The organism is Calothrix sp. PCC 6303, from assembly GCF_000317435.1.
In the GTDB taxonomy this organism is placed as follows: domain Bacteria; phylum Cyanobacteriota; class Cyanobacteriia; order Cyanobacteriales; family Nostocaceae; genus PCC-6303.
On record NC_019751.1, the window covers coordinates 3,237,923 to 3,262,329 of the forward strand.

Here is a 24,407-nt window from a genome sequence, read left to right on the forward strand (position 1 = left end):
ATGCTCTGCATGGGAACATAAGAAAAGAGGTTTTGCCTCCTGAAATATTAAGAGGCATAGCATCTAAAATGTTATTCCCTGGCAGAGCCAGGGAACGAGGAATATCGTCACCCCTTCGGCAAATAAATTAAAGTGCATCACCTATGAAAAAGCTAGTTGTTCTAAAATTTGATGGCAATTTTGAATTGGGGTTTCAAGTCAATTTAGAAATCGCAAATGAAGGGCAACGGGCTTATAGAACCACTACAGGCAACTTACCAGAAAATATTAGTATTCCGCAATTATTAAATAACTGGCACGAGATATATTGCAGTCGATATAGTCAATTTAGGATTAAATCTGGCGGGAGTCGTCGGGTTAATATGGAATCTTTAAATCAAGAATGTACGAGAGAATCTATAAACTTACTTGCTAGTTTTAATCAATGGTTGAAGGCAGAATCTTTTACCTCTATTGTCAATTCTCTCAAAGAACTAAATCCTCAAGATGAAATCAGAGTAATAATTACGACTTCTTGCCATGAATTACGTCAGCTACCTTGGCATCTGTGGCATATTTTAATTAATTTTCCACTGCTAGAGGTGGCTTTAAGTTCGCCAAATGCTGAAAGAGGGGAAAGAGTATTACGAGACAAGATTAGAATTTTAATTATTCTGGGGGATAGTTCAAATATTGATGTTGAAGCTGATAAAAAGCTGTTGCATAATTTCTGTGGTGATGATGCGGAAATTGTTTTATTAAATCAACCATCACGGGGGGATTTGAATAATTATTTGCAAGATGATTTGGGTTGGGATATTTTATTTTTCTCTGGACATTCGCAGACGCAGAACCCCACCACGCCAGTTGCTACAACCGGGGGAACCCCGGCAACGCACTGGCTCCCCAACCCGCTCCCCGCTAGCGAGGAGGGGGCTAAGAATCAGATGTACGGCAACCTCTCTAATGGTGAGGAGGGGGTTAAAAATCAGATGCATGGCAACCTCTCTAATGGTGAGGATGGGGTTAAGAATCAGATGGAGGGGAGAATTTATTTAAATAATCACGATAGTTTGACGATCGCAGAATTGCGGGATGCTTTACAAGTTGCTATTCAAAAACGTTTGCAAATCGCATTTTTTAATTCTTGCGATGGTTTGGGGATTGCTTATGAGTTGGAACAATTGCATATTCCCCAGGTAATTGTGATGCGAGAACCTGTACCGGATATAGTTGCACAGGAGTTTTTGAAGTATTTTCTGCAAGAGTTTACTGGTGGAAAGTCGCTGTATATTTCGGTGAGAAATGCGCGGGTTGAATTACAACAACTAGAGTCAGAATTTCCCTGTGCTAGTTGGCTTCCGGTAATTGTTCAAAATCAAACGGAAATACCACCAACTTGGCAAAGTTTGGGGATAATTTCGTTTTGTCCCTATCAAGGTTTGAGTGCGTTTAAGGAAGAAAATGCCGAGTATTTTTTTGGTAGGGATAAAGCAACCGCGAGTCTAGTTTCTGCTGTGAATAGTAACCCTTTTGTGGCTGTGGTTGGTGCTTCGGGTAGTGGGAAATCTTCGCTGGTGTTTGCTGGGTTAATTCCGCAATTGCGTCAGGATAATAATTGGTTGATTTTATCGTTTCGTCCCGGTAAAAATCCTTTTGCTGCTTTGGCTGTAGCGTTAGTTTCGGCGTTAAATTTACCAGACAATGAGCGACGTTTGGCTGAGTTGGAATTGGATGTAAATTTGCAGCGCGATTCGACTACTTTGGAACAGTTTATTACCAACCTCACACACCAATACGGAGACAGAGACGCAATATATCGCGTCTCTACATTATCACCACGTATCTTGATAATTATTGACCAATTTGAGGAAATTTATACTCTGTGTACGAATGCGGAAGAACGCAAAGTTTTCTTGGATGGTTTGCTACAAGCGGTTAATAACGCACCATTCTTTAACTTATTACTCACCTTGCGGGCGGATTTTTTATCTAGGGCGTTGGATGATTATGAGCCTTTTGGTCGAGCGTTACAACAGTATCAACTAGAACCTGTGGTGCGGATGAATCGGGAGGAATTGGAAACAGCCATTACACTCCCCGCGAGACAATTGGGTTTTGAGTTTGAGGAGGGTTTGTATAATACCATAATTGATGATATCGAAGATGGGGATGGGCGTTTGCCGTTGTTGGAATTTACCCTGACTCAGTTGTGGAAGCAGCAATATGCAGGAAAGTTGACTCATCAAGCATATGACAAAATTGGCGGGGTGGAGCAAGCGCTGGCGAATTATGCAGATATGGTTTATGCAGACTTGAGCGCGGAGGAACGGGAAACAGCGCAACGGGTGTTTATTCAGTTGGTGCAACCGGGGGAAGGTACGGAAGATACCCGCAGGTTGGCGACGAGTGAGGAAGTGGGGGGAGAGAATTGGGATTTGGTGACGCGGTTGGCTGATAAGCGGTTGGTGGTGACGAACCGGGATGAGTTGAGTCATGAGGAAACGGTGGAAGTCGTCCACGAAGCTTTGATTCGCCATTGGGGACGGTTGCGGGGATGGATGCAGGAGAACCGCAAGTTTCGCATTTGGCAACAGGGGTTGATGGTTGCGTTGCAGCAATGGGTGGAGAGTGGTAAGGATGAGGGGGCTTTGTTGCGGGGTGTGACTTTGGCTGTTGCGGAGGATTGGTTGAAGCAACGGGGTGGGGAGGTGAGTAAACCGCAGCGATGGTTTATTGAGAAGGGTGTGGAGTTGCGGGAGCGGGAGCGGAAGCAGAAGGAGAGGTTACGGAGGAGTGTGATTGCTGGGTTGGTTTGTGGTTTGGTGGTGATTTCGGGATTTGCGGGGGTGAGTGATTTTAGTCGAACCGATGCTGTTATTGGTAGGTTGAGTAGTAGTGCAGAAAAATACTTTGAAATTCATGACCAGGAAGCAGCAGTAGCGGAAGCTATTAAAGGTGGAAAAATGCTCAGAGGAAGCATTTGGAAACCTTGGATAGGTGGGGAAACCCAGATGCAAGCAATATCTACATTGCGTGAGGTGGTAGATGAGTTTCACATTAGAACCCTCAAAGGGCATACAGACAGTGTTAGAAGCGTCAGCTTTAGCCCAGATGGCAAAACCCTTGCTTCGGCATCAGACGACAATACAGTGAAACTGTGGGATATCAACAGTGGTCAGGAAATAAAAACCTTCAAAGGGCATACAAACTCTGTTAGTAGCGTTAGCTTTAGCCCAGATGGCAAAACTCTTGCTTCTGCATCAGACGACAAAACGGTGAAACTGTGGGATATCAACAGTGGTAAGGAAATTAAAACCATTCCAGGGCATACAGACAGTGTTAGAAGCGTTAGCTTTAGCCCCGATGGCAAAACCCTTGCTTCTGGATCAGGTGACAATACAGTGAAACTTTGGGATATCAACAGTGGTAAGGAAATTAAAACCTTCAAAGGGCATACAAACTCTGTTAGTAGCGTCAGCTTTAGCCCGGATGGCAAAACCCTTGCTTCCGCATCTTGGGATAAAACGGTGAAACTGTGGGACATCAATAGTGGCAAGGAAATTAAAACCTTCAAAGGGCGTACAGACATTGTTAATAGCGTCAGCTTTAGCCCCGATGGCAAAACTCTTGCTTCTGCATCGTCGGAAACTGTGAGTGAAGGTACATTAAAACTGTGGGACATCAATAGTGGCAAGGAGATTAAAACCCTCAAAGGGCATACAAGCATAGTTAGTAGCGTTAGCTTTAGCCCGGATGGCAAAACCCTTGCTTCCGCATCAGATGACAGTACGGTGAAACTGTGGGATATCAACACTGGCAAGGAAATTAAAACCCTTAAAGGGCATACAAGCATGGTTTATAGCGTCAGTTTTAGCCCGGATGGCAAAACCCTTGCTTCTGCATCAGGTGACAATACAGTGAAACTTTGGGACATCAATAGTGGCAAGGAAATTAAAACCGTCAAAGGACATACAGGCTCTGTTAATAGCGTCAGTTTTAGCCCAGATGGTAAAACCCTTGCTTCCGCATCATGGGAAAGTACGGTGAATCTTTGGGACATTCATAGTGGAAAGGAAATTAAAACTCTCATCGGACATACAGGTGTACTTACAAGCGTCAGTTTTAGCCCCGATGGCAAAACCCTTGCTTCCGCATCAGATGACAGTACGGTGAAACTGTGGGATATCAACACTGGCAAGGAAATTAAAACCTTCAAAGGACATACAGATGTAGTTACAAGCGTCAGTTTTAGCCCGGATGGCAAAACCCTTGCTTCCGCATCACATGACAATACAGTGAAACTGTGGGATATCAACACTGGTAGGGAAATTAAAACCCTCAAAGGGCATAAAGACCGTGTTAAAAGCGTCAGCTTTAGCCCGGATGGCAAAACCCTTGCTTCCGCATCACATGACAATACGGTGAAACTTTGGGATATCAACACTGGCAAGGAAATTAAAACCCTCAAAGGGCATACAAGCATGGTTCATAGCGTCAGCTTTAGCCCGGATGGCAAAACCCTTGCTTCCTCATCACAGGACAATACGGTGAAACTATGGGACATCAATAGTGGCAAGGAAATTAAAACCGTCAAAGGACATACAGGCTCTGTTAATAGCGTCAGTTTTAGCCCAGATGGTAAAACCCTTGCTTCCGCATCAGATGACAGTACGGTGAAACTGTGGGATATCAAAACTGGTAGGGAAATTAAAACCTTCAAAGGGCATACCCCATTTGTTAGTAGCATCAGTTTTAGCCCGGATGGCAAAACCCTTGCTTCCGCATCAAGAACGCTGGACAACAAAACGATAATTTTGTGGAATCTCAATTTAGATGACTTGTTGGTAAAAGGATGCGGTTTAATACAAGGCTACCTGCAAAATAACCCCGATGTCAGCCGAGAAGATAAACATTTGTGTGACAACATCAAAACAATTCGCAAGTCGTGATTTGCAATTCGCAGTTTCTAATACCGCGATGGGAGGCAATTTTTTCACGATTATCTTTGACGGTTTGCTACGATGGCTTTGCAGTAAGGGTTAAATTCAAAGTGCGATCGCTTTGCAGTAAGGGTTAAATTAGAAGTGCGATCGCTTTTACAGTAAGGGTTAAATTAGAAGCGCGATCACTTGTACAGTAAGGGTTAAATTCAAAGTGCGATGCTTTTACTGTAAGGCTTGCTTGAGTAGTGCGATCGCTTGTACAGTAAAGCTTGGTTGGGAAGTGCGATCGCTTGTTCCGTAAGGGTTAAACTAGAAGCGTGATCGCTTTACGGTAAGGGTTAAATTAGAAGTGCGATCGCTTTTACAGTAAGGGTTAAACTAGAAGCGTGATCGCTTTACGGTAAGGGTTAAATTCAAAGTGCGATCGCTTGTATAGTAAGGCTTGGTTGAAAAGTGCGAAGCTTGCGCGACGAAAGTCGTTCGCTTTTACAGTAAGGGTTAAATTAGAAATGCGATCGCTTTATGGTAAGGGTTAAATTACAAGTGCGATCGCTTTATGGTACGGGTTAAATTACAAGTGCGATGCTTGTACAGTAAGGCTTGGTTGAGTAGTGCGATGCTTTCACAGTATGGTTTGGTTGGGAAGTGCGATCGCTTTGCAGTAAGGCTTAGTTGAGAAATGCGATCGCTTTACAGTAAAGCTTGGTTGAGTAGTGCGATCGCATCTCAAAAAACCAGCTATCAGCATAATGCGATCGCTAACGATTTGGTTCTTATGACTAACAATCACAGAGATGTCGAGAAAATCGAAGATTTAGAGATTGAAGACTGGAGTCAGACGTAAAAGCGTTTAATTTTGCATTGCTCATAAAACTTGCGATCGCTGCAACTAATCATATTGAAACGGTGCATTGTGCTAACACGACTACCCAACCGCAAAAAAATTTTACCAACTGCGTAATTACATTGAAAGAAATTCGTAATCTCTTGTGAAAGGGTTCATAAGTAGAAGTCATCGCAAAATGCGGTGGTCAAAGACCGCTCCGAAGGAGCATCGCTCTACCTTTTAGAGAAAAAGAGGATTTCTTAAATGCAAAGTAATTACATCCCTGCGGGTTTATTGAAGCGATATTTTGCCCACTTATTTGACATCATAATTTTATCTATAATTACTATTGTCATAGGAGGGATTCTCGTTGTAATTTATAGTTTATTTCTCGAAACGGACAAGATTCCTGACAAGGTTCTTGAATATCTCGCATATGGGTTGTTATTTGTAATTTCTTGGCTTTACTATACGCTGATGGAAATTTCCCCCAGACAGGCAACTATTGGCAAACAAGCAATGGGGATTTTTGTTACAGACTTAAATGGCTATCGACTCTCGTTTAAAAGAGCAAGTGTGAGAAATTGTTGCAAATTTATCCTAATTTTTATTTGGAACATTAGCTCGGTCACAATGTTTTTCACAGAAAAAAAGCAATCTCTCCATGACATAATGTCTAGAACTTTGGTTGTACAAAAAGTTAAAAATGAGAATTGAAGAATATTATCTGTCTGTAGTAATTTCATTGCCATCCAGATATATCAAAATAGTAGCGGCAGATTTTATCGGTGCGGTGCGAATCTTATGGGATGTAAGTGGTTCGCATTATATCAAAGAATCTGCTGTTTTTATCTGTTGGTGCTGGTATGTAAAGCTTGCGCGACGTAAGTCGTTCTGAACATCGATTAATTTATTCACGATTTTTATTGTAGCCGTCGCAAACCCTAAAAAAACATCATGTTATTCTTCGACAAAATCAAAACAAATATTTTATAAACTGCGTAATTCTACATAAATAAATTCGTATCTTCCTATGAAGGGGTTCAGACAATATAACTGACCTAAAAAACAATACCTCAATATTATTCATAGGAAATACATAATCATGAAGGCATGGAAATTGGCGCTTACAATCCTAGTATTTGGAACTTCAGTTTACTTACCCAAAGCACAAGCCATTAGCATATCCAAAAACCAGACGAGTCAATCCGAGTCGCCAGTAATTTTAGCCCAAGCAAATAAAAGCTCTGCTTGGAAAACTATCTCTTCTAGTAACTGGAATTTTTCTGGTATTTTACCCACAGAATCAGGAATTACCACAACCCAATACAGCGATGAATATGTATCACTGGAGGGAAAATTTTCACAAGGAAATGACAGTACCTATGCAATCATTTCTGGACAGTATTTGATAGATATTAGTCAAGTTGATCCCAAAGAATTGTTAAATGTATTTGGAGGTGAGTTTCAAGATAAATTTAGAAAGCTCCACCAAAGCCGTAATATTTTCCTCGGTCGATATCCTGGCAAAGAATATACATATAAAGAAGGTAAAAGAATCACCAAGCTCAGAATATTCATAGCTGATCAGCGTATATATATGCTTTACGTTGAAAGTCCTACGGTTGGTGATGCAAGTACATTTTTTAATGCTTTTAAAATTTTGTAGAACTCAGTTTCTTATGTTTTAAGTAGTGCGGGCATCTTGCCCGCTTTTTCATGAAGAAAACATAGTATAAAAATGCGTAAAAATACTATTGTTATCTCGTAAATATTATCAAGAATACTCAACAAGTAAATAGCAACAATTACGATTATGAAAACTCCACACATTCGCAAAATCATCTCTACCACATTAGGATTGAGCAGCAGCATCTTACTAAGTTTGAATATACCTGCGATGGCGGCAGCCACTCCCTACCCTCTGGGAACCCTTACGGGGAACAAGAGTATCGCACAAAATTCTACTCCATTATCTAATTTATCAACTATCAATTCGTCGGCATCAAATCTACAAGTAAAACCGAGAACAAGTAATTTACAATGGGTTTCCAGCATTGCCGAAAAAGTTATTCGTGCGAATGGACTCGATGAACATCCCTGGCGGATTCAAATCAGCGACGAATATGACATCAACGCCCACGCCAGCGAATTAAATAAAATAGTCATTTATAAAGGCTTACTCGACCAAATACACGGCGATGATGCCGCTTTAGCTTTTATCATTAGTCATGAATTAGCCCACCATACCCAACGTCATCTTGCCCAACAAGAAGAAACCGAAACACGCCTAAAAAATCAATTACAAAAAGAAGCAGAAACCGAATTTACAGACTGGCTTGTTGCAGAAAAAACAAAATCTGTTAAACCTATTCCTGTTATTACAAAAGAAGTAATTCAACAGCGAATCGCTATTCAGAAAAAACAGCAATTAGACAAATCACTACAAGCATTAAGCCGTCAACATGAATTAGAAGCCGATGAAATTGGCTACACCTATATGGCGAAATCTGGCTATGACATGGACGGAGGTTTTCGAGTTTTTAGCTTGCTTTCTCGTTTACCTTCTGACTATACAGAAAACAGCACCCATCCACCCACACAGCTAAGAATTAATGCATTAAAGCAAGTGGTAATCAAACACCCCTGGTTAAATTTATGGATAGATGGGAACCAACGATTAACAAATAACTCTCAACCTCTTAAATTTACTTTATCTGAAGATGGGATTTCTCTACGAATCAATTCCCGATTTGTGCAGCGATAAACAAGCTCAAAGTTCTTGCGAAATTTACCATTAATAACCACAAACACTAATACCCCTATCCAGGGGTATGATTTGTTATATCCCGAATCAACACACTCATAACCTCCCCAGAATTCTCAGTTGCTAACAACGGACTCCAATCTTGGATATCTGCATATCCAAGCTGCTGTAGAACTTGTATGGTATTACTTACAGCTTTATGTGAACCGATGAGGATATGTTTGATTTTCTCTGGTTCTTGCAATTGCGGAGAAATGGGTTCAATTTGAGGAGTTTGGGTGTTGGTAATAGCCATATCACCGACAAAACAACGATATTTTAACTGCATCAAAATTTCTCCTCACTTCCTAAAGTTGAACTTGCTACTTTTTCCATGAGGGTATTTACCAGTCGAAAATATTCCCCTTCCAAGAAACTATTCACCCGAAAATACAATCGAAACGAACCATCTCCATAATGTTTTAAATCCGTCTCATCAAAAATAACTTCCTGTTGTCGCAACCATTGAGTAACACATTCGTGAAACTCCGCCAAAAATAAAGCTGGAAAGTAAATTCTTCCCGTTTTCTCTCCTGTATTACAGTGAGTTAATACTTTAAATTGTGGTGTACTCAAAACTTCTGCCATAATTTTTGTCTCAAATTGTTTTTTTACGTCTCTTGTCTTGAAAAGTTTTGTGGAAGCGCAAAGTTGAGCCACTGCGTTGGCGACTGCGGGGACGCAAGCTACAACGGGGGGGAACCCCGCACAGCGCTGCTCTCCGCCAAACTTTGTAAGAAGGAGACCTTTCCCAAAAACTTTTCGCTGCCGTAAGACGAATAATTTGGAAAGGCAGAAAGAGTATTTGACTTACTTTCATTCCTGCCTTTACGGAACTAATTTCATGTCGATTCAAGGTATTTGAGAAAGTTCGATACTTTCCAATTCAGTCCATGAACTTTGTCAGCAATATTTGGTTTAGACGAGCTTCCATCACATAAAAGACACTTACTGCAATCAATCCGGTCATCTTCTGTGTGTCGGCAAAGTATTTCGTTTCCGCTTAATGGTGCATCGGGAGCGATGATTTTAAAAGTTCTCCATCCTTGTTTTTGTGCTTGTTTCGCATCTGTTTCGGTTTCGACAGAAGCCATGAGATATTTTTGCCAAGCGCGATCGCAATTTTTATGTCTATGTGTGTATCCCGTATGCTTACCCGATGCTAAAATAAGCGGCTCCCACACTTCTAATGGCACTGCTATCGGGTCGCCGTAAGAACCAAGTCTAATTGGATAGCGATAATGTTGTAAAAGTGCTAATTCTTTATCACTAAATTGAGGGTAATTACCAGTGAGATAAGAACGATAAATGTTATTAGGAGTGAGAAGATTGACGTAACAACTACCAGTTTTACTCAACTTTAACGGGCAATCACCACAAATCGAATTATCTAAACCGTGCTTTGCTGCGTATGTTGGAACGTAATTTTGTGAAAGAATCCACGATTGAATTTGTCTTCCAGTTTTGCGGTTAGATGTAGGGTTCACAAAACCAGTTAATATCAAAACTATGGGAGAGCTATCAATTAAGGATGCACCTTCCCAGACTACATAACCATTTCGTAGCATATTTATAGTAAATGAATAATCTTGCCAGTAGTTGGGTTCGCTCTTAAGCTACGCTTAGAGCCAAGGATTAAAAGCGTATTTTTTGAAGTGAAAATATGCCTTTAATCAAAATCCCCCAGCATCGATACATGCCAGAGGATTAGTAAATTTGATTGATTTGGAATTAGTAATGAGTATTTTCTGCAATTACTTCTGCTTGACTTGCTACGAGGTTACGCTCTACATATTCCCGTCTGCGTTGCCAGGAAATTTCATGTTCTGCAAGCAAATCTTCTAAGGTTTTACCAAATTTACGATTGGCATATTCAAGCAATTGTTCCAGGGAATATCGCTTTTCTTCCACCTTGCCGAAATCATTGCCAAATCGTTCTTTGAATTCATCCCAGCTAAAGGTATCTTTTAGGGTGCGCTTTGCTACTAATCCACACAGAGAACGGATGGAATAGTAGACTTTGGTATATACTCTTTCTGAGTAATCGCTAACGGCATAATCGCCTAATACAGAATCACCGATCGCCTGAAAAGTAGTCACTGATGATTTACGTGCAGCTATGATTCAAATACCTCTTAAATCTTTCATTTACCTATTGGCGTTAGCCTTGTTAAAACCATACATTTTCGTCACAATCGCCCAATAAATCGACTTGTTCTCGATAATCTTGGTAGTCGATTTCTAATTGCCGTAAATCTGTATCGGACATTAAATTTTGTAGTTCATGGACGATTTCTCTAACGTGATTTTCCTCACTAATACCTGAATAGTAGGTTTTGATAAATTTGTCAGCTTTGGTCATGAAGTGTTCGAGATTGGTAATGAATGTTTGCTCGTTGCTGATTGCTTGCACCATCATGTTTCTCCTAATATTTAATTTTTTTTAATATTCACTGGGGAGCATGAGAACTGTTGCTATCAAATAAAGCTTGATGTGACTTACTGGAAAATCCGTATATTCGATTTCCTGTCGTAATACTTCTTGGTTACTATCCCATTCACAAATCAAAATGCCGGAATTATTTTCAACTCGCAAATGCCAGATTTGAAATTCTCGTAAATTAGGATTGGAGAGGAATTGTTTTGTTTGATGGGAGAAAATAGCATCCAATAACCAATAGCTGCTTGTTTCCGAAGCTAAGTATTTGATTCCGTCTGTATATTTCAAACCGAGCCAGTGTTTGTAGAGAGTTGTTGAACCAGTAAATTGATTGAGTTCGGTTGTTATTTGTTATGGAGTTTTCATGTTTTAAATCTCTGGATTTTACAGATATCACAGTTCCATAGGTGTGAGCCGTAAAATCAAAGCTGCTGGCGAGAGATACCAGCAGCAAAGGTTTTTATTATTAGAAATTCATAGTAGTCATTTTTGCTTTAGCAACAGTTGTGAGCAAACTAATTCATCTACTGTTGCCAAATCTTCTTCGGTAAATTCTTCGCAAAATCCTTGCGGATAATCAAAAACCACTGTGTAGTTCCAGGTATTTACACAGTTGTAATCTAATCGCAATCCCGTAACTTGACCTGTTATCCATTTTTTGGGATTACAATTACTTTTAATTGCGACTTGTTCGCCGAATATATACTTGGGCGGTTTCGCAAATGGGTGAGTGAATGTGATGTTGATGGTGTTCACAGGTTGATTCCATTGACTTCACTCACTTTTTTGGCGTGAGCCATCAGTAATTTTTTATACTTGCAGAAATATTGTTCTCTTCATATTTATTAATGCTTCTCTGCTTTAAGCGATACTATTTTAGGAGACATTTGCAGTATCCTCATCCAGAGAATGCCCTGAAGTGGCATTTAAATCTGTTTTTTTGCCGTGACGCTTAACGGAACTAGAGACGTTATCAGTGTCTTGTACGTTAATCGGGTCTTGCGAATAATCTAGCAAATCATTTGGTGTTATGGGTTCATCTAAATCCTCAGCTAACTCATTTAAAGCATTGCATAATGAATTTAATGCCACACCATCCAAGCGCGGCATCGTTTTGGCGTTTCTGAGAGCAGAAATAGCATTTGGTCCTACATCTAATCTGCTGGCTAGGCTTACGCCCTTAATGTTGTGCCTAGCCATAATTTCTTTAAGTCGCCACCTAATCAATGTCTAAACACATAGATTCAACATCTTTAATGTACTTGTAGCTGCCCATTTAAACAAATTGCTCTCTGAAGTATATTTAATCCAGTTGAAAACATATAAATATTTTTCACAAGCACAGAAATATTTCTCTGAGGTGTATTAAAATTTAAATATAAATAGAAAGCGATCGCAACTTTTCTTGGCAGAACGGGCGATCGCCTTCAACAGATAACTAGCTAGTGACGTGATAGGCTTGCCTAAATCTACGCAAATCACGTATTTATTATTTGAGAAGCCTTTAATAAAACCAGACAATTGTGCATTATGGAGGCGATGAACTCAGGAAACTAAAATTGGAACCGCTTGAATTTTGCCGAAAATGGGTCAAATCACCACAACCTGGAGAACGTGGTTATTACAAAGTTTGTGTAAGGTTTCTCGCAAAGGCTACGGGATTGTCGGAACGCACTGTCGAGGGCTGGGGAGCAGAATTTTCCAACCATCCAGATTATGTTCTCATAACTTTAAAAAAGGAGGATACAATTCTTCAAATTCGAGAACTTGTCAAACAAAACGATTTATCTGATTTTATCGATGAGAAATAAACACGTAATTAGCGTATAATTAAATTAAATTTTCTCAAAACCAAAACCCCCCGCATCGACTCGCAATCTAACCGGAGGGTATGGTTCTCACTGTAAACAGGAGTTATCTCTATTATGTCTTGTATCGAGCTTCCAGTCACCTACTCGTTTGATTACAGTAACTTTTCTAAACCAGAACTAGAACTAAAAGCCCAAACAACACTATCAAACTTCCTGGGCTTTGTTCGTCAGACTTTTGATGGTCTTCTAGAGATTGGGCGATCGCTCCAAGATTTCTACTTCGACTGCCTTGCATTTTGTCCCAATGGCAAGAAAGTGTTCTCTGAATGGCTTGCTTCACCTGATTTTGGTGCATCACGCTATATTGCCTCCTCAGCGATGGAAATTAGCGCTTGGTTCGATAAATTGCCAGTGCGATCGCAGCGTTTAATCCGTCAAAATGTCCAAAATTGGAGCGTTTCTGCGCTACGACAGTTAACCAAAGTCAGCCACGATTTGGTTAAAGAACTTGTACGATCAGGTAAAAAGACAGCCGCACAAGTCAAGGAGCAGCGAGGGAGTGAGAGAGCCAGAGAGGGAGGAAATAAGCAAGCATTTTCTAGTGAGGACGCTAATCAAATTTCTTCCCCAATCCCCGAATTAGTCCCAGGAATGCGAATAGTCGTTAAGGAAGAGAATACGGGTTGGAATGGGAGCAGTGGGATAATCATGTCCAAGCGGCAGGATGACTTCTGGGTATTGCTTGACCATACGATCGCTCAGGGGATGGAGGTAAAACACTTGCTCAAACCATACCAAATCGAACTAGAAACTCAACAACCAGTTCAAAAACCAACTTCCCAAGAGCTTTTTACTGCTGCCCAAGTCGAACAAAAAGTCGCAGATGCTTTAGCACAAAGGGAACGCGAAAAAGCAGAGTCTGAACAGGGACGGTTTGTAGAAATTCGGGATGCTGCATTGCAAGCTGCAAAACGAGAAATCCTTGCTGCTCAGGAATATGCTCGTGCGTTAGCGAAGCTTATCGAAGATATCGCACAGAAAAACCAAGATTTGCTCGAACAATTAGCAAGCAAAGATTTGGAAATGCGATCGCTCAACGCATTACAAACCAAAAATCAACAATTAGAAAAACGAGTCGCAGAATTAGAAAAAGCCCTTGAAAACTCTAGTGCGAACAATTGGGGCAATACCTTTAGCAATCAAGCTGCAAAGGTGGTTAACTCGGAGTTGGAGAAAACTATCGAACCGTTGATGTCCGAAGTCGATCGCCTAAACAACGTACTTTCCCAGAAAGAGCAAGAAATTGTTCGGCTTCAAATGAGTAGTGGTCAAGAATCAGATGCAGTTTTAGCAGAGTTTGGCGAGATTGGGGAAAGATTTGGTTGGCAAGGTTGGAGCAGTCGCGGGTATCGTGCTGCGAGTGGGATGTTTTGCACGGGCATAAATGCGATCGCTCAATTTATTGCCGACCTAAAATCATCTTCTCCCACTTACCAACAGCAAGAAATCGCATTTTAGATTTTCATCAAATTAGATTTGTGTCGAATTTTGCTGTTGATTAAAGATGGCGATGGATTTGACATGGGGAAAATTCAGTTAAACAAAGAAATTGAAATGCAGTTTCATCTTGAACAACAAACTAACACCAAGAAAATTCCTCGGTGGTTTGCAAAGTTTATATTACGACAAACACAAAACAACCCAAATATTCAACAGATAGTTTTCACACTTCTCGAACCCATGACACCACAAGAATGGTGCTTAATTTGGATACCAGTTATCCATCCTGGAATCGAATTGCCCTGTGATGGAGAACGAAATCATACAGGATATATGAAAGCTTGTCTCACGACTTTATCAACATTAACCGGGTATCACGAGCGAACCGTGGAAGGATGGTTTTATGGGAAGCCTTACCATTATTCGGTAGAAATTTTACTGCGATGCTTTCATTTAGTGTTTACATTGCAGCAATATTTAAACTAATAAATTATGGATCTTCTGTAGGCGTTATCCTAGACTTTCAACTACAATTCGGAATTAACCTTTGATAGCAAGGCTTTTGGATATGGGTCATACACCCATGTTCCCATCATTAACCCCCAATACTCTTGGTAACAATTTCACGATATTGCGAAAAAAGTATGTGAGTATTTTAATTACATATCAAAAATATAAAAACTACTTCATCATACAAGTTTTCAGATATTCTCAAAAATTGTGAGGAAAATGGGATAGATTATATTAAGTATATAGTTGTTATATTTTATACTTAATTAATAAAAATAGTTTCTAATTTTTTTATGTGCTGCCATGCTCCGTTGCGTCAGCTTCCTGTAGGGTAAGCTATCACGCACCTAAATCAAACAATTCAGTGTCTGTAATGCTTTTATAGTCCTGGTTTCTATTTCAAATTAAATGCCGAGCAGCAGCCGCTTGACAGTGATCGCTTGCAATACAAGACTCAAACCTACCCCTGTTAAGGTGTACTAACAATGTACTAGCCAGAAGTCCCATTCTTACGTTCTACCTCCAATCGTAGAACCTAAATTTTGAACGCAAGCATTATTTTTTGCTTTCAATTTTTAATGGATGCGGTGCTGAAACCCTTATAAATTCAGGAAGAATTCTAGTACACCTCTGCTATTGTCGTAGCGAACTGAGAATGACTAAACTAGTAGTAGTTATACATACAAGCGATCGCGGAAATATAGCTGATATAATTTACATCTGACTTTTACCCCATTACCCCCTTGTTTAATTAATCCCATTCCCTCTAATTTATAAATTTCTATAGTCTTTGTAGCTAAATCTACAACTTGTTGATTAATTATCTGTTTAAAAACTGATAATAATTCTCGATTAGGCTGGAGAATTTTTGAAATTTCCATTAAATGTTGTCGATATATTCCTCCATCATTAGGTGCTTCTTCAATTAGTTGTTTGACGGTGAGATGGCGATAATATAGATGATAAAAAGCTAATCGCACTAGATATGGATGCCCTCCTACCATCTTCATAATGGAAATAGTATCTTCTTCAGTAACTAAATGACGAAGTGCTAAAATTTTCACTTGTTCTGGGCTAAATTCTTCTAATTGAATCACTAAACCCACATTACCAAAAGGAGATTCATTGATATCTAATTGTCCATAATATTGTGTCGAGTGAGAGATTACTAATCGCAACTTTTCCCAAGTTTCAGATTCTTTACCTCTTTCATGCCAGTATCGCAACATGGGAAAAAAGTCTCGATATATTTCTGGATATTCAAATAATATATCTACTTCATCAAGAACTAAAACTAAATTTTGCTCTAACTTTCTTAATAAATTTTGAAACAGACGAGTACAGTGTATTTTACTGGGTAGATCCTTATCCCATTCATCTAAGCTAGGTGCAGCAGGAAACTCTGACCTAAAATAAGCATAAAATCCCCGCAATAAAGTATATGTATCAGTTAATTGGTATCTGTCAATCTGGCTCAAATTTAATTCTACAACATAATAATTTTCATTTTTAGCTTGCTCAATTATTCTTTTAATCAGAGACGTTTTTCCCATTTTATTTGGAGCTTTAATCCGAATCATCGCTCCTGGTTTCTGAATTTGTTGATAACAGACAGATTCACAATCATCCCGCTTTATATAATACGGTGATTTGAGCGGCTCTGAACCTTGAGGTAAATCAGGATTTGAACTATAGCCGTACTTTTCTAAAAGTTTTGGATGCACTAATTCAGGTTGATATTTAATAAATAACTCTACTAAACTATCTTTCCAATTACCAGGATTATTTATTTGGAATTTTTCACAGATATTTTTAATATGCTTAATGGCAAGGGTTCGATCATTAGCACCGATGCTATTGACTATTTCTTGATCTGTTAGACCTTGTATAAATAGCTCTAGTACCTGTTTTTGAGTAGGAGTTAAAACTTTAGCATAAATCCTGTCAAAATCTTTTTTATTCATAATTATATGACTTAGCAATTATACTTTATAATATCAAAAAATCTGAATTTACATAAACGTGAATTTTTATTCACATTAGAGAACAATTTAGGCGGACATGTGAAATTTTCTTCATTTTTTTAGTTAGGCGTGTGTAATAAATTAACATAATTTCAACGCTCATAAGTCATTTTAATAATATCAAAACATGAACAGAAAATTGTTACAGGTTATCACATCGGCAAGTTTGACGGGTTTCCTAGTTGGTGGAGGAACACAGATTATTACTCACACTTTAGGAATTGCAGAATTAAAACCTGTCATGGCACAAGGGAAAAGATCGACCTCTGTTGTCGCACAAAGGTCTGAAGAACAAACTCGCATAGCAGTATATGAAAAAGCCAGTCCCGCCGTAGTAACTATCAAGCATGGTGATGTTGTTGGTAGTGGCTTTATCGCTTCTCCTGATGGTTTAGTCTTAACTAATGCTCACGTTCTCGAAAATGCTCCCGCTACTGTGACGGTGATTTTGAAAGATGAAACAGAAGTTGTAGCTGATGTGATTGGTTTTCAGGGAGAAGGTTTAGATTTAGCCGCTTTAAAAATTCGTGATCGCCGCCGTTTACCCACCCTACGTTTAGCTGCACCTGGAATAGCGAAAGTGGGACAGTCGGTGTATGCGATCGGGTCGCCTTTTGGTTTAGAGAATAGTTTTACCAGTGGGATAGTCAGTCGGATTGATCGCAAACGAGGCTGGATTCAACACGATGCAGCGATTAATCCTGGTAATTCTGGGGGACCACTGCTTAATTCTAAAGCAGAAGTAATGGGAATCAATACTTTATTAATCAATCCTAGTGGTAAGAGTAACGCAGGTATTGGCATAGCGATCGCAGTCGATCAGGTGCAAACTTTTTTAGTCGCACTACAGCAGAGTGACAGTTCTTTAGTCGCACAACAACCACAACCTCGCAGCAGTGACAAGACAAGCGATAGAAATTTACCTGTTGATGGTGAAACTGTGACAGCAACTTTAAAACGTGGTGATAGTGTGCTACCGAATAATACTTATTATCAGGTTTACACCTTTGCAGGTCGAGCAGGTCAACAGGTGACGATTGAAATGAATAGCAACCAAATAGATCCGTCTTTATTTTTGGTATCAGCTAATCAAGAAAAGGTCATTGAACAAAACGATGATATCTCACCTAATAATTTTAATGCTCGATTGGTAGCTACTTTGCCGGAAGATGGAATTTATTTGGTAGTTGCTAATGCTTTTGAACGCGGAGAATCAGGGAAATATAGCATCCGAGCAACTCTTAAATAAATATATTTTTTAGGGTGTACTTCCTAAGCATCCTACCTTGTGAAAGAATTTTCATACCCAGACTAACTTAATAGTAAATCGGTGAAATTATCTGCACATTTTCAGAGATTCTAATGTCAGGTATTAGTATAAAAACAGCACCAAAAATGATTAAACCTAACGGAGATAAAGTAATGAATAAGAAATCACCCACTGGTCTTTTAGTTGTCGCAACTATTACTGTTATTGGATTGATATCTGCTATTCCTCCAAGCACAGCCCAAAGCCAAGTTAAGTTTATCTGCAATCAAAGTTATGAACTACAGAGCGATCGCCGTTTTCCCACTACCTTTGCTTGGACATCAAGAGGGAAAACGGCTGTAATCCGATGGGTAAAAAACTTAGGTGGTTACTCTCCTCAAGACCGATGCCAAGACGTATCATCCCGTTTTCAACAAGCTTTTGATAATAAAACTCTCAACCTGATCACCAATGGTAAAGTCAAGGGTAAACCAGTGATTTGCACCGCTAAAGAATACGGCGGTGCCTGTGAAACTGTTCTGATGACCTTGCGCCCAGAAGAAAATTCATTGAGAATACTCAACGAATTAAAGGATATTTTGGACGCTCGTCAAGTAGGACCGATCAAGCATAGTTCTGGGATTCCTCAAGTTTACTATCAAATTGATATTGAGGAGTTTTTACGCAATGCTCCAGTAGAAAAATAGTCTTGCGAAAAAATATTCTAGGACTTACGCAAGTGTTACAAAAAGTGAAAGTTTTTTATCTGTAGTAAGCGGCTCTATCCCTTATTTTGAGTACTTTAGTCCTCATTACGAGATAAAAATAATATGCCAGTTGCGTAAGTCCTGTATTCATTTACCATACCAGTTAAACAAACATGAAAAAGCCTTTTATTCTCTCTCTAATTGCAACCATCGGCACTCTATTATTCCTCCCAATCGCTACTGCTCAATTATCAAATTCTAAATCAAAAAGCCAAACTTCTGCTTTAGTTACAGACCAAGTTAGTTCAGAAAATTTACGTCAAATAGCACAAGCAATTACTGTCAAAGTCTATGCCGGAGATAGTCGCGGTTCGGGCATTTTAATCGCTAAAAATGGACAAGCTTACACCGTTTTAACTAATGCTCATGTTGTCAATCGTGGTGAATCTTCTCGGATTCAAACCCCTGATGGCAAAGTTTATCAAGCACGTTTAATTAATCAGGGCGATTCTTTAAAAGGTAACGATTTAGCTGTGTTGCAAATTCAAGCAACAGTTAATTATAGGATTGCTAGTTTAGGCGACTCATCAGCATTAGCTGAAAATCAAGAAGTTTATACGGCTGGGTTTCCGTTTGAGCAAAAAAATTTAAGTTTTACGGCTGGTAAAATTTCGTTGATTGCAGATAAACCTTTAGTTGGTGGCTATCAAATTGGTTACACCAATGAAACAGTACAAGGGATGAGTGGAGGTGCAGTATTAAATCGAGAAGGTAAATTAATTGGTGTGATTGGAATGGGTGCGGCAGCAATTTTAAATGATGCTTATGTTTATCAAGATGGCACAAAACCAAATGAAACTGCATTAGCAGAATTGAGAGAGTCAAGTTTTGCTGTACCGATTGCCACTTTAGCTAAAGTTGCACCGCAATTAATAGCGATTATACCCAAACCAAAACCAGATAATCAGGAAACTACCGCCAATCTTACAACCTACACTGGGAAAGTTGCAGATGTAGATAAGGTAAATAAGATTGCCCAACAAATTACCGTGCGGATTGATGCTAGCAAGAAGGAAAATGGTAATGGTTCTGGGGTAATTATTGCGAATGAAGGACAGACTTATTATGTTTTAACTGCGGCTCATGTGTTTAAAGATTCAGATCAATATACTATTGTCACTCATGATGGGCAACAATATCCGGTACAACCTACTGCGATTACCCCTCTGGAAGGGGTGGATTTAGCAGTAGTGAAGTTTCAATCTCAGGAAAAAAACTACATAGTCGCCACATTGGGAGACTATGACATTATTTTAAATAAAGGACAATTAATTTTTGTCTCTGGTTTTCCAGGTGTAAACACAGGAACACCTAAGCGAATATTGACGGCTGGGGCAGTATTCAGTCAAGAACTTACATCTGTACTCACGAAAGATCCTACTACTTTAACTGGGGGCTATGAACTGCTTTACACCAATCTATCTCACCGGGGAATGAGTGGCGGACCCATTCTTGATCGTCTAGGTCGTGTAGTCGGCATTAATGCTGCATCTGATAATGAGTATATACAAGATCAAGAGGTTTCTGTTGGTATTTTCAGTTTTGGAATTCCTATCAGTACCTTTTTAGGTCGAGTCAAAGAAGTAAGAATTAAAATTAAGCCTGAAGATATAAAAACCTTTGTTCCCAATGAGATTTCTGAAACAGAAGTCAAGGCTATTTTCAATCAGTTATTGACTTTAAAACATCCTCTAAAAGATGCAAGTGAGGCAGATTGGCTCAATTATGGCAATCAACTATTACGTTCAGGGAAAATTGAGGATTCACTTACTCCACTTAACCAAGCGATAAATCTTAACCCTAAGCTTTATCAAGCTTATTACCTTAGAGGCTCGATTTTATCATTTCAAGGAAAATCAAAAGAAGCTCTGGCTGAATTTAACAAAGCTACAGAACTCAAGCCTAATTTTACTCAAGCTTGGCGGATCAAAAGTTCATTACTATTTAATTTGAAAAAATACCCAGAGGCACTAAAAGCTATTGATAAAGCAATTGAAATACAGTCAAAGTCTAAATCTGATCCGGTAGGTAAAATAAAGTCAAGTTTTACATTTTATCCATTACGGATTGCAATCCTTATAGAATTAGAACGCTATCAGGAAGCTCTTGATGAAAGTAAGAAATTTATTGATACCAGTTCTTATGCTATTGGATATATTCTTCGAGGTGCAATTTATTGGAAACTTAAAGATTATGAAAAAGCCTTTGATGATATCAAGAAAGCAATTGAACTCAAGCCTAATAATCCTAATTATTATTTCATCAGAGGTTCGTCCTATTTAGAAAGAAAAGAGAATCAAAAAGCGTTTGCTGATTTCAAAAAAGCGATTACATTACAGCCTAGCAATGCTGAACTTTATATCAACAGAGCCATAGCATACCAAGAAGTCAAAGATACAGAAAGAGCAATGGCTGACTACAAGAAAGCTATTGAATTAGAGCCAAAAAATCCAGAACGTTATATCACACGGGCTGAAGCTTATCAAGAATTGAAAGATACCGAAAGAGCAATGGCTGACTACAAGAAAGCCATTGAATTAGATCCAAACAACCCGGAGCGTTATATCACACGGGCTAGAGCTTATCAAGATTTGGAAGAGAATGAAAAAGCAATGGCTGACTACAAGAAAGCTATTCAAATAGAACCTCATGATCCTTGGAATTACATTTGGAGAGGTTATGCTTATCAAGGAATGTTCAGATATCAAGATGCACTTGATGATTTTAACAAAGCTATTGAAATTGACCCTAAAAATCCCGATTTATATAACACTAGATGTAGTGCTTATCAAGAAGATGATGAGCAAAAAGCAATTTCTGATTGTACTAAAGCAATTGAACTTGACTCTGACAATCCTAAACGTTACCTGAACCGGGCTGAAGTTTATTTCAAGTCTAAAAATTATCAATTGAAATCTAAAGGTTTCGCCGATCTTAACAAAGCTATTGAAGTAGATCCCAAAAATCCTAATCTATATATGATAAGGAGTCGGGTTTATATGAATTTTTTCGATTATCCAAACGCGATAAATGATGCTACTAAAGCTATTGATATTATTCCTAGCTGTTTTGATTGTTATTTTTGGAGAGCTTTTAGTTACCGACAAATGAAAGAGTATGAAAAAGCCCTTGTTGATTATAACAAAATTATTGAGATAGAGCCAATAGATCCTTATAGCTACAATGTTAGGGCTGAATTTTTCTTAGAATTAAAAGACTACAAAAAAGCTTTTGCTGACTATCAAAAAATGATTGAATTAGAGCCGAATAATTCTGAAAACTACCTCGAAAGAGCAGAGGCTTACTGGACATTAAAAGATTATCAAAATGCTTTTGCTGATTATACAAAAGCTATCGAAGTTGACTCCAAAAATCCTGAGCGTTATCTTAAAAGAGCAGAGGTTTACTGGACATTAAAAGATTATCAAAATGCTTTTGCTGATTATACAAAAGCTATCGAAGTTGACTCCAAAAATCCTGAGCGTTACCTCAAAAGAGCAGAGGCTTACTGGACATTAAAAGATTATCAAAATGCTTTTGCTGACTATACAAAAGCTATCGAAGTTGATCCCAAAAATCCTGAGCTTCATCTCAAAAGAGCAGAGGCTTACTGGACATTAAAAGATTATCAAAATGCTTTTGCTGACTATACAAAAGCTATCGAAGTTGATCCCAAAAATCCTGAGCGTTATCGCAAAAGAGCTAAAGCTTACTTAGAAGTAAAAGATTACAACAAAGTCATCACTGATTACACTAAAGCTATTAACATTATTTCTGATAATCCTACCTATTATACTGATTTAAAAGTTCTTAACAATATTTCTGATAGTCCTACCTATTACATAGAGAGAGGTGATGTTTACTCGGAATTGAAAGACTACCAAAATGCACTTGCTGATTATATCAAAGCTATTGAAATTTATGATAATTTGCCAGCTTTACCTAATTCACAACAAGCTTGGCTCATGCATTCTACAAAAAAGTATAAATACGAAGAAACTCGCTTGAAAATAGTTAAAACTTCCTTAAATTATAAGGACTACCAAAAAGCAATTGTCAATTTGACAAAAATCATTCAACAAAATCCCAATGTTTTTGACCTTTACTTTCACCGAGGATCTGCTTCTTTAGAGTTGAAGGATAACAAAAATGCGATCGCTGATTTAACTAAGGCGATTGAAATTATGGAAAAGGAAAAGAATATATCATCATTTGCAGTAAAATGTACCTTTAGTGACTTACTATGTGTGAAGGAATGGTCATTATATGTAAATCGAGGGTTAGCTTACAAAAATCAACAAGATTACTTAAAAGCTATTAAAGATTTTAATAAAGCTGCCGAGATTTTAAAATATAATAGGAGCAATCAGGAAGAATACAAGCGTGTCCAGAAATACTTAATTGAATTAGCGTCAAAAAACCCTGAACCTTATCTTACAAAAGTTGAAGCTTCTCAGAGAAGTGGAGATTATAAAAATATGCTTGCTAATTATACAAAAGCCATTGAAATTGCTCCTCAAGAGTCTGAGTTTTATATGGGTCGGGCGAATGTTTATTTTTTGCTAAAAAACTACCGAAAAGCTTTTGTTGACTATAACAAAGCTATTGCATTTGATTCTGAAAAATCTTGGTATTACATAGAGAGAGCAGAAGCTTACTTAAAAGTGAAAGACAATGAAAAAGCTTTTGTTGACTATAATAAAGCCATTGAAATTTATACCAAAAATATTGCTAAATTTAGCTCTATATCTTCTTTTTATTACATAGATAGAGCTAAAGCTTACTTAAAAGTGAAAAATTATGAAAAAGCTTTTGCTGATTATAACAAAGCTATTGCGCTAGAGCCTGATGATGACAATAATTATATTGCCAGAGCTAAAGCTTACTTAGAAATAAAAGATTATGAAAAAGCTTTTGCTGATTATAATAAAGCTATTGCTGATGACAACAAAGCTATTGCGATACAGCCTGAACCCTATGCAATACAGCTTGAACTTTACAATTATCTTGCTAGAGCCGAAGCTTACTTAGAAATAAAGAATTATGAAAAAGCTTTTGCTGATTATAATAAAGCTAACCTTGAGGGAAATCATTTTCCCTACTTCATAAAGATTACAGCTTACATCAAACAAGCTGAAGCTTACTTAGGGATAAAAGATTATCAAAATGCTATTGATAATCACACTAAAGTTATTAATCTTCAACCTAATAATCCGATTTTCTATAATAGCCGAGGATTAGCTTATTTCCGCTCACAAAATTATCAGCAATCAATTTTAGATTACAACAAAGCTTTGGAATTACAGCCTGATTATGCTGATTCCTACTACAATCGTGGTTTAGCTTATAAAGAACTTAAAGACTATCAAAAAGCTATCACAGATATTCAAAAAGCAGTTCAAATCTACTTGCAGCAAGACAATCAAGAAGGGTATCAAGAGGCTCAAAATGTGTTAAGTAACTTACAAAAGTTATGATTACTCGAATCCCTATTTCCTTGTCCTGAAATGCCTTTAAGTGTATGTAGTTAATATTTCTCCAGTTTTTAC

General features: G+C 38.4%; 20 protein-coding genes. 11 read left to right on the plus strand and 9 right to left on the minus strand.

The window, feature by feature from the left end; translation table 11 throughout:
• Positions 1-143 precede the first annotated feature (143 nt).
• From CAL6303_RS13370 to CAL6303_RS13385, 5 genes are all read left to right on the plus strand, one after another.
• Positions 144-4,931 (plus strand): CHAT domain-containing protein, encoded by a 4,788-nt coding sequence (locus CAL6303_RS13370; RefSeq protein ID WP_015198344.1) that lies wholly within the window; start codon positions 144-146, stop codon positions 4,929-4,931.
• Between the two features lie 673 nt (positions 4,932-5,604).
• Complete coding sequence (locus tag CAL6303_RS31150) at positions 5,605-5,769, plus strand: hypothetical protein (protein ID WP_015198345.1); 165 nt, start codon at positions 5,605-5,607, stop codon at positions 5,767-5,769.
• A 246-nt stretch (positions 5,770-6,015) separates the two neighbouring features.
• Positions 6,016-6,468, plus strand: coding sequence for an RDD family protein (locus CAL6303_RS13375; RefSeq protein WP_015198346.1), 453 nt, complete (start codon positions 6,016-6,018; stop codon positions 6,466-6,468).
• Positions 6,469-6,856: 388 nt separating this feature from the next.
• Complete coding sequence (locus CAL6303_RS13380; RefSeq protein WP_015198347.1) at positions 6,857-7,420, plus strand: hypothetical protein; 564 nt, start codon at positions 6,857-6,859, stop codon at positions 7,418-7,420.
• A gap of 147 nt (positions 7,421-7,567) precedes the next feature.
• Positions 7,568-8,518: a M48 family metallopeptidase gene (locus CAL6303_RS13385; RefSeq protein ID WP_015198348.1), complete on the plus strand. Its 951-nt coding sequence runs from the start codon at positions 7,568-7,570 to the stop codon at positions 8,516-8,518.
• A 55-nt stretch (positions 8,519-8,573) separates the two neighbouring features.
• On the opposite strand, the gene CAL6303_RS13390 is transcribed toward CAL6303_RS13385, so the two are convergent.
• The 8 genes from CAL6303_RS13390 to CAL6303_RS13430 form a co-directional block, all read right to left on the minus strand.
• On the minus strand, positions 8,574-8,846 hold the full coding sequence (locus CAL6303_RS13390) for a hypothetical protein (protein WP_015198349.1): 273 nt from the start codon (positions 8,844-8,846) through the stop codon (positions 8,574-8,576).
• Positions 8,846-9,145, minus strand: a complete 300-nt coding sequence (locus CAL6303_RS13395) for a hypothetical protein (protein WP_015198350.1) — start codon at positions 9,143-9,145, stop codon at positions 8,846-8,848. Before CAL6303_RS13395 ends, CAL6303_RS13390 begins: the two co-directional genes overlap by 1 nt.
• A gap of 254 nt (positions 9,146-9,399) precedes the next feature.
• Positions 9,400-10,125: a hypothetical protein gene (locus CAL6303_RS13405; protein ID WP_015198352.1), complete on the minus strand. Its 726-nt coding sequence runs from the start codon at positions 10,123-10,125 to the stop codon at positions 9,400-9,402.
• 163 nt (positions 10,126-10,288) lie between these two features.
• Positions 10,289-10,678 carry a hypothetical protein gene (locus CAL6303_RS13410; protein WP_041739560.1) on the minus strand — a complete coding sequence of 130 codons (390 nt, stop codon included), beginning with the start codon at positions 10,676-10,678 and terminating at the stop codon, positions 10,289-10,291.
• A gap of 49 nt (positions 10,679-10,727) precedes the next feature.
• Positions 10,728-10,973 carry a hypothetical protein gene (locus CAL6303_RS13415; RefSeq protein WP_015198354.1) on the minus strand — a complete coding sequence of 82 codons (246 nt, stop codon included), beginning with the start codon at positions 10,971-10,973 and terminating at the stop codon, positions 10,728-10,730.
• Between the two features lie 27 nt (positions 10,974-11,000).
• Positions 11,001-11,345, minus strand: coding sequence for a DUF6876 family protein (locus CAL6303_RS13420; protein ID WP_238993828.1), 345 nt, complete (start codon positions 11,343-11,345; stop codon positions 11,001-11,003).
• A 135-nt stretch (positions 11,346-11,480) separates the two neighbouring features.
• On the minus strand, positions 11,481-11,753 hold the full coding sequence (locus CAL6303_RS13425; protein WP_041739563.1) for a hypothetical protein: 273 nt from the start codon (positions 11,751-11,753) through the stop codon (positions 11,481-11,483).
• A gap of 120 nt (positions 11,754-11,873) precedes the next feature.
• Entirely contained in the window at positions 11,874-12,224 is a 351-nt protein-coding gene (locus CAL6303_RS13430; protein WP_015198355.1) for a helix-turn-helix domain-containing protein, read from the minus strand.
• 332 nt (positions 12,225-12,556) lie between these two features.
• Between CAL6303_RS13430 and CAL6303_RS13435 the strand changes: the two genes are divergently transcribed.
• The 3 genes from CAL6303_RS13435 to CAL6303_RS13445 all read left to right on the plus strand — a co-directional run bounded on the left by CAL6303_RS13435 (position 12,557) and on the right by CAL6303_RS13445 (position 14,794).
• Positions 12,557-12,808: a hypothetical protein gene (locus tag CAL6303_RS13435; RefSeq protein WP_144051051.1), complete on the plus strand. Its 252-nt coding sequence runs from the start codon at positions 12,557-12,559 to the stop codon at positions 12,806-12,808.
• Positions 12,809-12,922: 114 nt separating this feature from the next.
• Complete coding sequence (locus tag CAL6303_RS13440) at positions 12,923-14,326, plus strand: hypothetical protein (RefSeq protein WP_015198357.1); 1,404 nt, start codon at positions 12,923-12,925, stop codon at positions 14,324-14,326.
• A gap of 96 nt (positions 14,327-14,422) precedes the next feature.
• A complete protein-coding gene (locus CAL6303_RS13445; RefSeq protein ID WP_041740537.1) occupies positions 14,423-14,794 on the plus strand; it encodes a hypothetical protein in 372 nt (123 codons plus the stop codon).
• A 698-nt stretch (positions 14,795-15,492) separates the two neighbouring features.
• On the opposite strand, the gene CAL6303_RS13450 is transcribed toward CAL6303_RS13445, so the two are convergent.
• A complete protein-coding gene (locus CAL6303_RS13450; protein ID WP_015198359.1) occupies positions 15,493-16,782 on the minus strand; it encodes an AAA-like domain-containing protein in 1,290 nt (429 codons plus the stop codon).
• 187 nt (positions 16,783-16,969) lie between these two features.
• Between CAL6303_RS13450 and CAL6303_RS13455 the strand changes: the two genes are divergently transcribed.
• From CAL6303_RS13455 to CAL6303_RS13465, 3 genes are all read left to right on the plus strand, one after another.
• On the plus strand, positions 16,970-18,091 hold the full coding sequence (locus tag CAL6303_RS13455; RefSeq protein ID WP_015198360.1) for a trypsin-like peptidase domain-containing protein: 1,122 nt from the start codon (positions 16,970-16,972) through the stop codon (positions 18,089-18,091).
• A gap of 173 nt (positions 18,092-18,264) precedes the next feature.
• The gene (locus tag CAL6303_RS13460) at positions 18,265-18,798 is read left to right on the plus strand and encodes a COP23 domain-containing protein (protein WP_041740538.1); all 534 of its coding nucleotides are present in this window, start codon (positions 18,265-18,267) and stop codon (positions 18,796-18,798) included.
• 173 nt (positions 18,799-18,971) lie between these two features.
• Complete coding sequence (locus tag CAL6303_RS13465) at positions 18,972-24,335, plus strand: serine protease (protein ID WP_015198362.1); 5,364 nt, start codon at positions 18,972-18,974, stop codon at positions 24,333-24,335.
• The last annotated feature ends 72 nt before the right edge of the window (positions 24,336-24,407 follow it).

Bases quoted from the DNA above. Each gene is read 5' to 3' on its own strand.
- CAL6303_RS13405 (WP_015198352.1), bottom strand. From the start codon at position 10,125: ATGCTACGAAATGGTTATGTAGTCTGGGAAGGTGCATCCTTAATTGAT.
- CAL6303_RS13465 (WP_015198362.1), top strand. From the start codon at position 18,972: ATGAAAAAGCCTTTTATTCTCTCTCTAATTGCAACCATCGGCACTCTA.
- CAL6303_RS13450 (WP_015198359.1), bottom strand. From the start codon at position 16,782: ATGAATAAAAAAGATTTTGACAGGATTTATGCTAAAGTTTTAACTCCT.
- CAL6303_RS13460 (WP_041740538.1), top strand. From the start codon at position 18,265: ATGAATAAGAAATCACCCACTGGTCTTTTAGTTGTCGCAACTATTACT.
- CAL6303_RS13445 (WP_041740537.1), top strand. From the start codon at position 14,423: ATGCAGTTTCATCTTGAACAACAAACTAACACCAAGAAAATTCCTCGG.
- CAL6303_RS13370 (WP_015198344.1), top strand. From the start codon at position 144: ATGAAAAAGCTAGTTGTTCTAAAATTTGATGGCAATTTTGAATTGGGG.
- CAL6303_RS13390 (WP_015198349.1), bottom strand. From the start codon at position 8,846: ATGCAGTTAAAATATCGTTGTTTTGTCGGTGATATGGCTATTACCAAC.
- CAL6303_RS13415 (WP_015198354.1), bottom strand. From the start codon at position 10,973: ATGGTGCAAGCAATCAGCAACGAGCAAACATTCATTACCAATCTCGAA.
- CAL6303_RS13395 (WP_015198350.1), bottom strand. From the start codon at position 9,145: ATGGCAGAAGTTTTGAGTACACCACAATTTAAAGTATTAACTCACTGT.
- CAL6303_RS13380 (WP_015198347.1), top strand. From the start codon at position 6,857: ATGAAGGCATGGAAATTGGCGCTTACAATCCTAGTATTTGGAACTTCA.
- CAL6303_RS13440 (WP_015198357.1), top strand. From the start codon at position 12,923: ATGTCTTGTATCGAGCTTCCAGTCACCTACTCGTTTGATTACAGTAAC.
- CAL6303_RS13375 (WP_015198346.1), top strand. From the start codon at position 6,016: ATGCAAAGTAATTACATCCCTGCGGGTTTATTGAAGCGATATTTTGCC.
- CAL6303_RS13385 (WP_015198348.1), top strand. From the start codon at position 7,568: ATGAAAACTCCACACATTCGCAAAATCATCTCTACCACATTAGGATTG.
- CAL6303_RS13455 (WP_015198360.1), top strand. From the start codon at position 16,970: ATGAACAGAAAATTGTTACAGGTTATCACATCGGCAAGTTTGACGGGT.
- CAL6303_RS31150 (WP_015198345.1), top strand. From the start codon at position 5,605: ATGCGATCGCTTTACAGTAAAGCTTGGTTGAGTAGTGCGATCGCATCT.